The 14,519-nt window shown below is 41.3% G+C and carries 17 protein-coding genes; 15 read left to right on the forward strand and 2 right to left on the reverse strand.

The features are described 5' to 3' along the window. Positions 1-80: 80 nt before the first annotated feature. From GOM48_RS03240 to GOM48_RS03275, 8 genes are all read left to right on the forward strand, one after another. Entirely contained in the window at positions 81-1,481 is a 1,401-nt protein-coding gene (locus GOM48_RS03240) for a bifunctional Cof-type HAD-IIB family hydrolase/peptidylprolyl isomerase (protein WP_235098346.1), read from the forward strand. 1 nt (position 1,482) lies between these two features. Continuing rightward, positions 1,483-1,842 carry a S1 RNA-binding domain-containing protein gene (locus GOM48_RS03245; RefSeq protein WP_000689619.1) on the forward strand — a complete coding sequence of 120 codons (360 nt, stop codon included), beginning with the start codon at positions 1,483-1,485 and terminating at the stop codon, positions 1,840-1,842. A 53-nt stretch (positions 1,843-1,895) separates the two neighbouring features. Then, the gene (locus GOM48_RS03250) at positions 1,896-2,645 is read left to right on the forward strand and encodes a tRNA1(Val) (adenine(37)-N6)-methyltransferase (protein WP_235098348.1); all 750 of its coding nucleotides are present in this window, start codon (positions 1,896-1,898) and stop codon (positions 2,643-2,645) included. After that, complete coding sequence (locus GOM48_RS03255) at positions 2,635-2,919, forward strand: GIY-YIG nuclease family protein (RefSeq protein ID WP_235098350.1); 285 nt, start codon at positions 2,635-2,637, stop codon at positions 2,917-2,919. The genes GOM48_RS03250 and GOM48_RS03255 overlap by 11 nt, the downstream gene beginning before the upstream one ends. 85 nt (positions 2,920-3,004) lie before the next feature. Then, positions 3,005-3,940: a manganese-dependent inorganic pyrophosphatase gene (locus GOM48_RS03260; protein WP_235098352.1), complete on the forward strand. Its 936-nt coding sequence runs from the start codon at positions 3,005-3,007 to the stop codon at positions 3,938-3,940. An 85-nt stretch (positions 3,941-4,025) separates the two neighbouring features. Next, a complete protein-coding gene (locus GOM48_RS03265; protein ID WP_235098353.1) occupies positions 4,026-4,538 on the forward strand; it encodes a YiiX/YebB-like N1pC/P60 family cysteine hydrolase in 513 nt (170 codons plus the stop codon). Beyond that, the gene (locus GOM48_RS03270; RefSeq protein ID WP_125457522.1) at positions 4,522-5,172 is read left to right on the forward strand and encodes a DUF1803 domain-containing protein; all 651 of its coding nucleotides are present in this window, start codon (positions 4,522-4,524) and stop codon (positions 5,170-5,172) included. The genes GOM48_RS03265 and GOM48_RS03270 overlap by 17 nt, the downstream gene beginning before the upstream one ends. A 101-nt stretch (positions 5,173-5,273) precedes the next feature. Further along, positions 5,274-5,474 (forward strand): CsbD family protein, encoded by a 201-nt coding sequence (locus tag GOM48_RS03275; protein WP_000051178.1) that lies wholly within the window; start codon positions 5,274-5,276, stop codon positions 5,472-5,474. Between the two features lie 31 nt (positions 5,475-5,505). Here the strand turns inward: GOM48_RS03275 and GOM48_RS03280 are convergent, their stop codons facing one another. Then, positions 5,506-6,951, reverse strand: a complete 1,446-nt coding sequence (locus tag GOM48_RS03280) for a UDP-N-acetylmuramoyl-L-alanyl-D-glutamate--L-lysine ligase (protein WP_235098355.1) — start codon at positions 6,949-6,951, stop codon at positions 5,506-5,508. 105 nt (positions 6,952-7,056) lie between these two features. Between GOM48_RS03280 and GOM48_RS03285 the strand changes: the two genes are divergently transcribed. Beyond that, positions 7,057-8,679, forward strand: coding sequence for a polysaccharide biosynthesis protein (locus GOM48_RS03285; protein ID WP_084948889.1), 1,623 nt, complete (start codon positions 7,057-7,059; stop codon positions 8,677-8,679). 110 nt (positions 8,680-8,789) lie between these two features. On the opposite strand, the gene GOM48_RS03290 is transcribed toward GOM48_RS03285, so the two are convergent. Then, positions 8,790-9,155, reverse strand: coding sequence for a DUF3397 domain-containing protein (locus tag GOM48_RS03290; protein WP_235098357.1), 366 nt, complete (start codon positions 9,153-9,155; stop codon positions 8,790-8,792). A 91-nt stretch (positions 9,156-9,246) separates the two neighbouring features. On the opposite strand from GOM48_RS03290, the gene GOM48_RS03295 reads away from it, so the two are divergent. From GOM48_RS03295 to GOM48_RS03320, 6 genes are all read left to right on the forward strand, one after another. Then, positions 9,247-10,203 (forward strand): TIGR01212 family radical SAM protein, encoded by a 957-nt coding sequence (locus tag GOM48_RS03295; RefSeq protein WP_049549786.1) that lies wholly within the window; start codon positions 9,247-9,249, stop codon positions 10,201-10,203. Beyond that, entirely contained in the window at positions 10,187-10,744 is a 558-nt protein-coding gene (locus GOM48_RS03300) for a tRNA (mnm(5)s(2)U34)-methyltransferase (protein WP_198459436.1), read from the forward strand. Before GOM48_RS03295 ends, GOM48_RS03300 begins: the two co-directional genes overlap by 17 nt. Next, a complete protein-coding gene (locus GOM48_RS03305; RefSeq protein ID WP_000361100.1) occupies positions 10,737-10,991 on the forward strand; it encodes a hypothetical protein in 255 nt (84 codons plus the stop codon). The genes GOM48_RS03300 and GOM48_RS03305 overlap by 8 nt, the downstream gene beginning before the upstream one ends. An 11-nt stretch (positions 10,992-11,002) precedes the next feature. Beyond that, complete coding sequence (locus tag GOM48_RS03310; RefSeq protein ID WP_235098359.1) at positions 11,003-13,057, forward strand: cation:proton antiporter; 2,055 nt, start codon at positions 11,003-11,005, stop codon at positions 13,055-13,057. A gap of 35 nt (positions 13,058-13,092) precedes the next feature. Then, positions 13,093-13,977 carry a YihY/virulence factor BrkB family protein gene (locus GOM48_RS03315; RefSeq protein WP_235098360.1) on the forward strand — a complete coding sequence of 295 codons (885 nt, stop codon included), beginning with the start codon at positions 13,093-13,095 and terminating at the stop codon, positions 13,975-13,977. 89 nt (positions 13,978-14,066) lie between these two features. Then, positions 14,067-14,519 (forward strand): MarR family winged helix-turn-helix transcriptional regulator, encoded by a 453-nt coding sequence (locus tag GOM48_RS03320; protein ID WP_235098730.1) that lies wholly within the window; start codon positions 14,067-14,069, stop codon positions 14,517-14,519.

Here is a 14,519-nt window from a genome sequence, read left to right on the forward strand (position 1 = left end):
AGGTAGCAAATTTTTTGGAGATATGGGATTTCTCTACTTTATGGTATAATGGAAAGAGTTAGATTGAAAGAGGTAGAGAGATGGATGCGAAATTAAAATACAAGGCAAAGAAGATTAAAATCATCTTTTTTGATATTGATGATACATTGCGTACGTCAAAGACAGGTTTTATTCCAGCTACAATTCCCACTGTCTTTAAACAGTTGCGTGAAAAAGGAATTTTAACAGGAATTGCCTCTGGGCGTGGTATTTTCGGTGTTGTTCCAGAGATTCGTGAGCTCAAACCGGACTTTTTTGTAACCCTGAATGGGGCCTATATCGAAGATAAAAAAGGCCAGGTCATTTATCAACATCAGATTGAGAAGTCAGATGTTGAGGAGTATATCTCTTGGACGAAGGAAGAGGGAATTGAATACGGCCTGGTTGGTAGTCATGACGCTAAACTCTCTACGCGAACAGAACTGATCAGTGAGGTGATTGATCCGATTTATCCGAACCTGGGTGTGGATCCTGACTTTCATGAAAAAGCAGAAATATACCAGATGTGGACCTTTGAGGATAAAGGGGATGATTTGCACCTACCAGATAGTCTCTCAGGTAAACTTCGCATGGTGCGTTGGCATGAACATTCATCAGATATCGTGCCTATTTCAGGTTCAAAAGCCACAGGCGTAGCCAAGGTGGTGGAGCACTTAGGCTTGAAACCAGAGAATGTCATGGTCTTTGGGGATGGTCTCAATGACTTGGAACTCTTTGATTATGCTGGAATCAGTATTGCTATGGGTGTTTCCCACGAAAAGATCAAAGAAAAAGCAGATTATATTACAAAAACAGTAGAAGAAGATGGCATTTTTGATGCCTTAGAAGGATTTGGTATGGTAGAAAAAGAATTGCATTTCCCACAAGTAGAAATTGAAACAGTAGAAGGTCCTCTTGCGACCATTAAGACAAATCACGGAGACTTGCGTATCAAGCTCTTCCCTGAACAGGCTCCCAAAACAGTGGCTAACTTTGTTGCTCTGTCAAAAGACGGTTACTATGATGGTGTGATTTTCCATCGCATTATCAAGGACTTTATGATCCAAGGTGGAGACCCAACTGGTACTGGTATGGGTGGTGAGTCAATTTATGGACAAGCTTTTGAAGATGAATTTTCTGAAGAACTTTATAATATCCGTGGCGCCCTTTCTATGGCCAATGCGGGTCCAAATACCAATGGTAGCCAGTTCTTTATCGTGCAAAACCAACATTTGCCGTACTCTAAGAAAGAGATTTCGCGTGGTGGTTGGCCTGAACCAATTGCTGAGATTTATGCAGAACAAGGTGGAACTCCTCACCTTGACCGCCGCCATACTGTTTTCGGGCAATTGGTAGACGCAGAATCGTTTGCGGTCTTGGATGCCATTGCAGCTGTTGAGACTGGCGCAATGGACAAACCAGTTGAAGATGTAGTAATTGAAACGATTGAAATTGAGGACTAGAATGAAAATTGGTGATAAGCTAACTGGGCGTATTACAGGAATTCAGCCCTATGGTGCCTTTGTCGAGTTAGAGACAGGGGTGACAGGGCTGATTCACATCTCGGAGATTCGGACGGGATTTATTGAAAATATTTATGACATTTTAAAAATTGGCGATGAAGTCCAAGTTCAGGTGGTGGATTTTGACGAATACACTGGGAAGGCCAGTCTTTCTATCCGTACCTTGGAAGAGGAAAAACATCAATTGCCAAGACGGAGACGTTTTTCAAATGATCGGATCAAGCACGGTTTTGCACCACTTGGACGAATGATGCCTGTTTGGACGCGTGAGGCATTAGAGCATTTAAAGAAGAAGCCATAAATACGATTATCTAAACCATTTGTAATATTAACATAATTTGTTATAATAAAAGTATGAAAGAAGAACAATTATTAAAACCAGGAGAGCGAATCAACCAGCTCTTTTCGACAGATATCAAGATCATTCAAAATAGAGAGGTGTTTAGCTATTCGGTGGATAGTGTTCTTTTGTCACGCTTTCCTCGCTTCCCTAAACGGGGTTTAATTGTGGACTTTTGTGCTGGAAATGGTGCAGTGGGACTTTTTGCAAGTTCACGTACTCAGGCTCGGATAATATCTGTAGAGATTCAGGAGCGCTTGGCGGATATGGCAGAGCGTTCGGTTCAGTTGAATGGCTTGGAAGAGCAGATGCAGGTCATCTGTGATGATTTGAAAAATATGCCTGCCCACATTCAGGGAAGTAAGGTGGATATGATCTTGTGTAATCCGCCTTATTTTAAGGTGGATCCGCATTCCAATCTGAACGAGAGTGAACACTACCTTCTGGCCAGACACGAAATTACGACTAATCTAGAAGAGATCTGCCGAAGTGCTCAGAGTATTCTCAAGTCTAATGGCCGTTTGGCCATGGTCCATCGTCCAGATCGGCTCTTGGATATCTTAGACATGCTTCAACGCCACAATTTGGCACCCAAGCGTCTGCAATTTGTCTATCCGAAACGGGAGAAGGAAGCCAATATGCTTTTGATTGAGGCTATTAAGGACGGCTCAACGAGTGGCTTCAAGATCTTGCCACCACTCATTGTTCATAATGATGATGGTTCCTATACACCAGAAATTCAAGAGATTTACTATGGATCATAAAGCCTATATGTATGTGGTGGAGTGTCGCGACGGTTCTTACTATACGGGCTATACAACGGATGTGAAGAGGCGCCTTGCCGTTCATAATAGTGGTAAGGGAGCCAAGTATACCCGAGCTCGCTTGCCAGTCAAACTCATCTATGTAGAGGGTTTTGCCAGTAAGGAAGAAGGCATGTCTGCCGAAGCTCTCCTCAAACGAAAGAAACGTCCACAGAAAGAACGATTTTTATCCGAAAATCAAGAAAAAAATCTAGTTAACGATATTGATGTCTAATGAGGAGTCCTTTGGCTCCTCTTACTTTTGTCAAAAGAGGAAAAAAGTGCTAAAATAAGATGAATAAATTTAAAGAGGTATTATCATGTCTAAGATTCTAGTATTTGGTCACCAAAATCCAGACTCAGATGCCATCGGGTCATCTGTAGCCTTTGCCTATCTTGCAAAAGAGGCTTATGGATTGGACACAGAAGCAGTAGCACTTGGAACTCCTAATGAAGAAACAGCTTTTGTTTTGAACTATTTTGGTGTAGAAGCACCACGCGTCATCACATCTGCTAAAGCAGAAGGTGCAGAGCAAGTCATCTTGACTGACCACAATGAATTCCAACAATCAGTGTCAGATATCGCTGAAGTAGAAGTTTACGGTGTTGTAGACCACCACCGTGTGGCTAACTTTGAAACTGCAAGCCCACTTTACATGCGCTTGGAACCAGTTGGATCAGCTTCATCTATCGTTTACCGCATGTTCAAAGAACATGGTGTGGCAGTTCCTAAAGAAATCGCAGGATTGATGCTTTCAGGTTTGATTTCAGATACTCTTCTTTTGAAATCACCAACAACTCACCCAACCGATAAAGTCATTGCGCCTGAATTGGCTGAATTAGCTGGTGTCAACTTGGAAGAGTACGGTCTTGCTATGCTGAAAGCTGGTACAAACTTGGCAAGCAAATCTGCTGAAGAATTGATTGACATCGATGCTAAGACCTTTGAACTCAATGGAAATAAGGTTCGTGTTGCCCAAGTCAATACAGTTGATATTGCTGAAGTCTTGGAACGCCAAGCAGAAATCGAAGCAGCAATGCAAGCAGCTAATGCAGCAAACGGCTACTCTGACTTTGTTTTGATGATTACAGACATCGTCAACTCAAACTCAGAAATTTTGGCTCTTGGATCAAACATGGACAAGGTAGAAGCAGCTTTCAACTTCAAACTTGAAAACAATCACGCTTTCCTTCCAAGTGCTGTTTCACGTAAGAAACAAGTGGTGCCTCAGTTGACTGAAAGTTTTAATGGGTAATAGCCTGAGTGATAACTTAAACAAGGAAACTAACGTTTCCTTATAGCTAAAGGGGTTTCGGCTCCTTTTTTTCTAGGAGAGAAAGATGTTAGAAAATGGTGATTTGATTTTTGTGAAGGACCTTTCAGATATGGGGCAGGCTATCCAGGCTTCTACGGGGAACTATAGTCATGTAGCCATCTTTTTGGACGGTTTGATTTTCCATGCTAGTGGGCAGGCAGGTGTTATCTGTCAAGAACCAGCTGATTTTTTTGAACCAACTCATCTCTACGATCTTTATGTCTATCCAGAGCTGGAAGTTGACTTGGTAAAGGAGAAGGCTTGCCAGCATCTCGGTGCTCCTTATAATAGCTCGTTTTATCCAGATGGGAATGGCTTTTACTGCTCCCAGTACATCGCTGAAATCCTACCGATTTTTGGAACTATTCCCATGAAATTTGGGGATGGGGAGCAGGAGATTAGTGATTTTTGGAGGGACTATTACAGGAAACTCGAACTTCCTGTGCCCCTGAATCAACCAGGGACCAATCCTAGTCAACTAGCAACATCCCCTCTATTAGAATGTAAAGAAAGGAATCTTCATGATTCAGATTTTTAATCCATCTCGTTTGACTCGACAGCCATTTTTTATAGATTTGGTGGACTATCTGGACCAGCATGACGATGTGATTCTACGAGAAATCAAAGCTCAGTTTCCAGGTGCGGCAGTTGATAAACTCATGGAAGAGTATATAAAGGCAGGTTTGATCCGAAGGGAAAACAAACGCTATTACCTCAATCTCCCTTTTCTAGAATCAATAGACAGTCTGGCCCTTGACCAAGAAATTTTTGTCAGAGAGGACAGTCCAGTTTATCATGCTTTGCTGAAGCAGAGTTTTGAGACAGAATTGCGCAATCAAACCAATGCTGCCATTTTAGTCGAACGTACGGACTTTGCAAGAGAAAAGATGACCTTGTCCAACTATTTCTACAAGGTCAAGCACCAATATCCTTTGACAGAAAAACAGCAGAAACTCTATGATATTTTAGGAGATGTTAACCCTGAGTATGCCCTCAAATATATGACGACTTTTTTGTTAAAATTCCTCAAAAAAGATCAACTGATGCAGAAACGCTGTGATATCTTTGTGGATAGTTTGGTCGTCCTAGGCTATATTGTGCAAAACGAAGAAGGGAAGTATGAGTTGGCTGTTGATTTCGACAAGGAGAGATTATCTTTCTATTTACCTTAATTGCTTCATTTTGAGCAGATTGTTTGACTTTACTAAAGAATAAGCATAAACTAAATGTAAGCGATAACGTTTATCGTATTAAAAGCAAAGGAGACAGAACTATGTCACTTGAAAATAAATTGGATCAAGCAACTGGTGCTATCAAAGAAGGATTTGGTAAAGTTACTGGCGATAGCAAGACAGAAGCAGAAGGTGCTGTAGAAAAAACAGTTGCAAAAGCAAAAGAAGTTGTTGAAGATGCTAAAGGTGCTGTAGAAGGTGCCGTTGAAGGTCTTAAAAATTCATTTAAGAAAGAAGACTAAAAAAATCAAGGGAATGTTTCCCTTGATTTTTTTATAGATAACGTTCAGCGATAGCTGCGTCTCCAGGATAGTCTTCTTTCTTTCCTTGGACGATCTGGTAGCAGTCAGCTCCCTTGCCTGCAATAATCACGGCATCGAGTTCTTGATTTGTGATGGCCATCGCTGCCTTGATGGCTTGTTCACGATCGGCAATCTTTTCAACAGGATGACTGATATAGCTGCTGATTTCTTCAGCAATGGCCATTGGATCTTCATAGTTGGGGTCATCCGCTGTGAGAAAGACTTGAATCTCAGGATGTTGATTGAGGAGGAGACCAAAGTCTTTGCGACGGCTTTCGCCCTTGTTTCCAGTCGAACCGAGAACCAGAGCGATTTTTCCAGTTTGATGGGTTTCAACAACAGAAATCAGTTTTTTCAGACTGTCACCATTGTGGGCATAGTCGATGAAGACCTTGGCTCCATTTTTCTGAGTGAGAACTTCCATACGTCCAGGAACGCGGGTTGCAGCGATCCCTTTTTTGATGTCCTCTAGACTGGCACCTAGACGAAGACAGGCAAGTCCTGCAGCAACTGCATTTTCTTGATTGAAGTGGCCGATGAGTTGAATATCATAATCACCAGCGAGTTTACCTGTAGCTGAAAAGCTAAATGCTTTGGAGTTCTCGATTTGGTTGCTTGACTGGCTACCATAGAAGTCATGTTCTTGATGTTCCACTTGTTCTTTCAATACAGAAAAGTGGTCCATGTCGCTATTAATGACAACTGCTCGGCTATTTTTCATCAAGAGACGTTTGTGATAGAAGTAGTCTTCAAAGCTAGGATGCTCAATCGGACCGATATGGTCAGGAGTGATGTTAAGAAAGACACCTACATCAAAGGTCAGGCCATAGACTCGATGAACAAGATAGGCTTGGCTAGAGACTTCCATTACAAGATGGGTTCGACCATTCTTAACAGCCTGAGCCATCATATCAAAGAGATCAATGCTTTCAGGAGTTGTGAGGGCAGATTTAAAGAAGGTCTTACCATCTAAGGTTGTATTCATGGTAGACAGCATAGCTGGGCGATGGTGTTGAGCCAAGATGTTATAGGCAAAATAGGCTGCTGTTGTCTTACCCTTGGTTCCAGTGAAGGCGATAATTTTGAGTTTCTCTTGTGGATTACCATAAAACTCCATAGCAATCAAACTCATGGCTTTCTTAATATCGCTCACGACAATAACAGGAATACCGACTTCGTAGTCCTTTTCTGCGGCATACCAAGCTAAGCCTTGACTTATAGCGGATAGGAGGAATTCTTTTTTAAAGGCAGCGCCTTTTGCAAAAAAAAGAGTACCTTCTTTTACTTTTCTGCTGTCATAACTGATGCTATCAAAAACAACTTCACTGTAGTTGTAGTGGTAATGTCCTTGATCAATAATCTCGCGAAAAAGGCCATCTTTCTTTAAAATATCTAATGCGGTTTCAATCTTAATCATACTTTCTATTATAAACTTCAAGTCTGAATTTTACAAGTAACAAGGAAAAGTTTATAATGGAAGATAGGGAACTTTTCCTAGTTATCAAAATTGAATGAGGAAGCTATGTCTAACGAAAACAATCACCAGCAAGCCCAGATGTTGCGAGGGACTGCTTGGCTAACAGCTAGTAACTTTATTAGTCGCCTCCTTGGGGCTATCTATATTATTCCCTGGTATATCTGGATGGGGACTTATGCTGCCAAGGCAAATGGACTCTTTACCATGGGCTACAATATTTACGCCTGGTTCTTGCTGATTTCGACAGCGGGTATACCTGTTGCGGTCGCCAAACAAGTGGCTAAGTACAATACCATGCGAGAAGAAGAGCATAGCTTTGCCTTGATTCGGAGTTTCCTAAGCTTTATGACGGGCTTGGGTCTAGTCTTTGCCTTGGTCTTGTATCTCTTTTCTCCCTGGTTAGCAGACTTATCAGGTGTGGGGAAAGACCTGATTCCCATCATGCAGAGCTTGGCTTGGGCAGTTTTGATTTTCCCATCTATGAGTGTTATCCGAGGCTTCTTCCAAGGGATGAATAACCTGAAACCCTATGCTATGAGCCAAATCGCAGAGCAGGTGATCCGTGTTATCTGGATGTTGTTGGCGACCTTCTTCATTATGAAGATGGGTTCTGGAGACTACTTATCAGCCGTTACCCAATCGACTTTTGCGGCCTTTGTGGGGATGGTGGCAAGTTTTGCAGTCTTGATTTATTTCCTTGCCCAAGAAGGTTTGCTCAAAAGAGTCTTTGAAACACGGGATAAGATCAATAGTAAGCGACTCCTGGTTGATACCATCAAGGAAGCCATTCCCTTTATCCTGACAGGATCAGCCATCCAGCTCTTCCAGATTTTAGACCAGATGACCTTTATCAATAGTATGAAGTGGTTTACCAACTACAGCAATGAAGACTTGGTTGTCATGTTTTCTTATTTCTCTGCCAATCCTAATAAAATTACTATGATTTTGATTTCTGTCGGTGTCTCGATTGGAAGTGTCGGTTTGCCACTTTTGACGGAAAATTATGTTAAAGGTGATTTGAGAGCCGCTGCTCGCCTGGTTCAAGATAGTCTAACCATGCTCTTTATGTTTCTTTTACCAGCAACAGTTGGGGTCGTCATGGTAGGGGAGCCTCTCTATACAGTCTTTTACGGGAAGCCAGATAGTCTGGCCATGGGCTTGTTTGTCTTTGCGGTTTTGCAGTCTACTATCCTAGGCTTGTATATGGTTTTGTCTCCTATGCTTCAGGCCATGTTCCGCAATCGCAAGGCAGTTCTTTACTTTGTCTATGGTTCCCTTGCCAAGTTAGTCTTGCAGTTACCAGCTATTGCCATTTTCCACAGTTACGGTCCCTTGATTTCTACGACTATCGGACTTATCATTCCAAATGTCTTGATGTACCGAGACATCTGCCAAGTAACGGGTGCTCGTCGAAAGATAATCTTGAAGCGAACTATCTTAATTACCATTTTGACACTGGTCATGTTTATTCTGGTTGGTTTCCTACAGTGGATTTTAGGATTTTTCTTCCAACCAACGGGACGCTTCTGGAGTTTCCTTTATGTAGCCCTCATCGGAGGTCTCGGGGGAGGACTCTATTGTTTAATGAGTCTTGGCACTCACCTATTGGATAAGGTTATTGGGAAACCTCAAGCAGACCGCCTACGAGCAAAATTTAAACGGTCTTAACAAAATAGATTTATAAATAAAAGGAATGCTGGCTCTTTGTTAAGTGTCTGGGTTAGCTGACACATAAATTTCCATAAATTAAAATCCCTAGAATCAGTTGTTCTAGGGATTTATTGGGGTGTGAGCATGATTAACTCTACAATCATAGCGATATAGAGGACTAAGGTAAGGAGAAAACCGGCTCTCCAGAAAAACTTGATGAATTTAGGGTAATAAAAACTTCGTTTTTTGACAAGGAAAAAGACTACAAGGAGAATTGCTAGGAGAGAAAGAGCAACACCAAGTCGCGGTAGAAAGTTGTGGGTAAAGGCTTTAGCAGTAATCAGGTAGTACTCAAATACCAAAAGTGGAAAAGCTAGATCCGCGAAATTAAATCCTATTTTCCTAAGTCCGAAAAGCTTGGTGACAATAAAGCAAACCACCAAGGTTAATATCAATAATAAAATAGATGCTATTTTCATTAAAATCATACCCATATTGTATCATAAAAAAACGCTAAAGGAAATGAGAAACAAGGGAATTTGTTGGAAAGTCAGGCTTTTGAGATTGTAGGTGTTTTTTGTTATAATGAAAGTTATGAAATCTTATAATACCTTGAATGATTATTATCGAAAACTTTTTGGAGAAAAGACTTTCAAAGTTCCTATTGATGCGGGATTTGACTGTCCAAATCGGGATGGAACTGTAGCTCATGGGGGGTGTACTTTTTGTACGGTTTCAGGTTCTGGAGATGCCATCGTGGCACCGGATGCCCCTATCCGTGAGCAATTTTATAAGGAAATTGACTTTATGCACCGCAAGTGGCCAGAAGTTAAAAAGTATCTGGTTTATTTTCAAAATTTTACCAACACCCATGAAAAGGTGGAAGTCATCCGAGAACGTTATGAGCAGGCCATCAACGAGCCAGGTGTAGTTGGAATCAATATTGGAACACGGCCAGATTGTTTACCAGACGAAACAATCGAATATTTGGCTGAGTTGTCGGAGCGTATGCACGTGACTGTAGAATTGGGCTTACAGACTACTTTTGAAGCAACCTCTGACCTGATTAACCGTGCCCATTCTTATGAATTGTATGTTGAAACAGTAAAACGCTTGAGGAAATATCCCAAGATTGAGATTGTTTCCCATTTGATCAATGGTTTGCCTGGGGAAACTCATGAGATGATGGTCGAAAATGTTCGCCGTTGTGTCACCGATAATGATATTCAAGGAATTAAACTGCACTTGCTTCACCTTATGACCAATACGCGCATGCAGCGAGATTACCACGAAGGACGCTTGCAACTGATGAGTCAGGATGAGTATGTAAAGGTCATTTGTGACCAACTGGAAATTATTCCCAAGCATATCGTCATCCATCGAATCACAGGAGATGCGCCTAGAGATATGCTGATTGGTCCTATGTGGAGCCTCAATAAATGGGAAGTGCTAAATGCTATTGAAACTGAGATGAGACGTCGTGGAAGTGTGCAAGGATGCAAGGCTGTAAAACAGGAGTTTAAAAATGAAAAGACCACTTGAGATGGCACATGATTTTTTAGCTGAAGTTGTGACAAAAGAGGATATTGTTGTGGATGCGACCATGGGCAATGGCCATGATACCCTTTTTTTAGCCAAGCTAGCCAAGCAAGTCTATGCCTTTGATATCCAGGAGCAGGCTTTGGAGAAGACGCAAGAGCGTTTGGATCAGGCTGGAATGACAAATGCCCAGTTAATCTTGCAAGGTCATGAGACACTTGATCAATTTGTGACAGAAGCTAAGGCAGGGATTTTTAATCTGGGTTATTTACCTTCTGCTGACAAATCCGTCATCACCCAACCTCAGACTACTATCGAAGCCTTAGAAAAGCTGTGTCACTTGCTTGTCAAAGGGGGACGGATTGCCATTATGATTTATTATGGTCATGAGGGAGGAGATATTGAGAAGGATGCTGTTTTGGAGTTTGTTAGCCAGTTGAACCAACAAGAGTATACTGCTGCCATTTATCGGACTCTCAACCAAGTTAACAATCCACCGTTTTTAGTTATGATTGAAAAATTAGAAAGGTATAGACATGGATAAACAATACCTTCGTGAGAAGCTTGAGACAATGCGCCAAAATTTTGTCGAGTCAACGCATCACGAGCGAGCAGTCGGGGTGCTCGACGAAGCACATATGAGCAAGAAAATGCTTAAAATTAAGAAAAAATTAGTGGCTCTTGAAATGGAACGATGCCAGAAAAAAATTGAGCACAAAGACTGTTCTAAGATTGATCAGAAAATCCAAGAGCAAAAGGAGATTTTTGAATCTTGTTGTAAAAAAGATTAAGGAGGAATTGTGTGGAATTACTCATTTACTTGATTCTATTTTTATTTGTCTTAATCATTTCAACTACGACCAATAAACTTCTCCCTTTTTTACCCCTTCCTCTGGTGCAAATCCTTTTGGGGATTGGGATTGGTTTATTTGTTCCCGATGCGGACTTTCATCTCAATACAGAGCTGTTTCTGGCCATGGTTATTGGTCCCTTACTTTTCCGGGAGGCAGAAGAAGCTGATATTACGTCCATTTTGAAGCACTGGCGGATTGTTGTCTTTCTAATTTTTCCTGTGATTTTTATCTCGACCTTAAACTTGGGGGGCATGGCTCACTTCCTTTGGATGACTCTTCCTTTGGCTGCCTGTTTAGCAGTTGGAGCGGCACTTGGGCCAACAGATTTGGTTGCCTTCGCATCTCTTTCTGAACGTTTTCGTTTTCCCAAACGGGTTTCTAATATTCTAAAAGGGGAAGGACTCTTAAATGACGCTTCTGGTTTGGTTGCCTTTCAGATGGCTCTTGCTGCTTGGACAACAGGAACGTTTTCTTTCAGCCAAGCTGGAACTTCCCTAGCACTTTCTATCCTTGGTGGTTTTGTAGTCGGTTTTGTGACGGCTATGGTCAATCGTTTTTTGCATAGCTTTTTGCTGAGTGTACGAGCGATAGATATAGCCAGTGAACTATTGCTAGAGCTAAGTTTGCCGCTCATGACCTTTTTCATCGCAGAAGAGTTTCATGTTTCAGGAATTATCGCAGTAGTGGTTGCAGGTATTTTGAAGGCCAGTCGCTTTAAGAAAATTACGCTCCTTGAGGCTCAGGTAGACACCGTGACGGAGACCGTTTGGCATACCGTGACCTTTATGCTAAATGGATCAGTCTTTGTTCTCTTGGGAATGGAATTAGAGTTGATAGCGGAGCCAATTTTGTCTAATTCTCTCTACAATCCCCTTCTTTTACTGATTTCAGTTGTCGTTCTGACCTTCTTGCTTTTTGCGATCCGCTTTGTCATGATTGCTGGTTTTTACTTTGTGAGGACGCGTCGACTTAAGAAAAAAATTCATAAGTACATGAAAGATATGCTTCTTTTGACCTTCTCTGGTGTCAAAGGGACAGTATCTATCGCGACCATTCTCCTCATACCAAGTCATTTGGAGCAGGAATATCCTTTATTGCTCTTCCTTGTAGCAGGCGTTACACTGCTGAGCTTTTTAACGGGTTTACTAGTCCTCCCTCACTTATCTGAAGAACAAGAGGAAAGCAAGGATCATTTGATGCATATAGCGATTCTGAATGATGTAGCTGCAGAATTAGAAAAAGAGCTGGACCATCACAAGAACAAACTTCCTCTTTATGCAGCTATTGATAATTACCATGGTCGGATTGAAAACCTCATCCTTAGTCAGGAAAACAAGAGAGCTCAAGAGGACTGGGAGGCCCTTAAACTGCTCATTTTGAGTATTGAGAGTGATGGTTTGGAGCAAGCCTACGAGGAAGGGAAAATCGGAGAGCGTGGTTATCAAGTTTATCAACGCTATCTGAAAAATATGGAGCAGAGTATCAATCGCAAGGTGGCTTCTCGCCTAACATATTACTTCCTTGTGTCGCTCCGTATCTTGCGTTTTCTCCTGCATGAATTGCTGACCTTTGGCCAAACCTTCCGTAGTTGGAATGATAAGGAGCAACGCCATCTTCGAGCTATTGACTATGATCAAATATCCGAACTCTATCTGGAGAATACGGAGTTGATTATCGAAAGTTTGGAAAACCTAAAAGGAATCTACAAGAGTAGTCTGATTAGCTTTATGCAGGAGTCTCGCTTGCGTGAAACAGCTATTATCGGTAGTGGTGCCTTTGTCGAACGTGTTATCAATCGTATTAAACCAAACAATATCGATGAAATGCTAAGAGGTTACTATCTAGAACGTAAGTTAATCTTTGAATACGAAGAGCAGAAATTTATTACGGCCAAGTATGCCAAGAAATTACGGCAAAATGTCAACAATCTTGAGAATTATTCTCTAAAAGAAGCTGCAAATACCCTACCCTATGATATGATGGAATTAGTCAGAAGAAATTAGTTTAGAAAATCAACTTGTATTAGGAGGATTGCAACATGAAAAAGTGGTGGAAAGAGCTGATGGAACGGCCCTTGTTGAAAGCTTTTTTACATTTCTATCAAACTTCCGATAGTGAACTGACCAGCGTTGCGGTTGCCTACTATTGGTTGGTTTCAATCTTCCCCTTGCTGATGATAGTGGTCAATATTTTGCCCTATTTTCAAATTCCGATTTCAAATTTTTTGCTCACCATCAAGGAATTTGTACCGGATACAGTCTATGATGTGGTCGCAAAGATTGCCCGAGAAGTCTTGACTCAACCATCGACTGGTTTGCTGAGTTTTGCAGTCTTGTCTGCCCTTTGGACTTTCTCGAAATCGATGGATTTCCTCCAAAAAGCTTTTAATAAGGCCTATGGAGTGGCTAAGAGCCGAGGAATTATCTCCCATCAACTGATGAGTTTACTCGTCAGCTTTGGCTTGCAAATTCTTTTTACTCTAGCCTTATTTTTGAGTATGTTTGGTCGTATGTTGCTCAACCTGCTCAAAACTTACTGGCAATCAGACAGTCCTTTCTTTGATTACCTACAGGACTTTACAGGCCCTTTGATTTATGCCTTGCTCTTTGCCATCTTGGTCATGCTCTACTATTTCCTTCCAAATGTTAGAGTCCCTTGTATTCGCTACGTTTTTCCTGGTAGTATCTTTGTTTTGCTGACGCTTGTCTTTCTGTTGAATATTTTTTCTGTCTATTTCAATAACTATGTCAACCATCTAGTCGACGTCCGATTTTTCAGCTCCATCATCGTTGTGGTGATGATGTTCTGGTTTATTCTCATCGCAAAGATTCTGATTATCGGAGCAGTTATCAATGCCAGTGTACAGAGTTTGAAGGATCCAAAGTTTCGTGATAACACATTCTTTTCAAAAAATGAAGAATAAAAAAAGACGCTTTGTTTTCAAAGTGTCTTTTTGTTGCATTTGCAATAAAAATGTGCTATTCTATCATCATAGATGCGAGAGGTGGAAACATGTCGTTATTACGCGAAATCGGAGTTATAGCCCGTGCCCTAGATTCTATTGCTAATATTGAGTTTCGTGATATTGAACTAGCTCGTGGGCAATATCTTTATTTAGTACGAATCAAGGAGAATCCAGGAATCATTCAAGAAGCCTTGTCGGATTTACTGAAGGTTGACCGTTCGACAGTTGCTCGTTCAGTAAAAAAACTGGAAGAAAAGGGGTTAATAAAACAAGGAATGACCAGTACAAATCGGAAAAATAAAGAGTGGTTTGTTACTGAAAAAGGAGATGCACTTTATCCTTTTATCCTTGCTGAACATCACTATTCAGAGAATTCTGCCCTAAAAGGATTTTCTAGGGAAGAGGCTAGGGAACTGGAGAACCTATTAATTCGAGTTAGAAAAAATATTACAAGTGATTGGGATATGGTCAAAAAAGGCCAGAAAAGAAATTATTTATAA

The organism is Streptococcus oralis (assembly GCF_021497885.1).
Lineage (GTDB): Bacteria > Bacillota > Bacilli > Lactobacillales > Streptococcaceae > Streptococcus > Streptococcus oralis_BQ.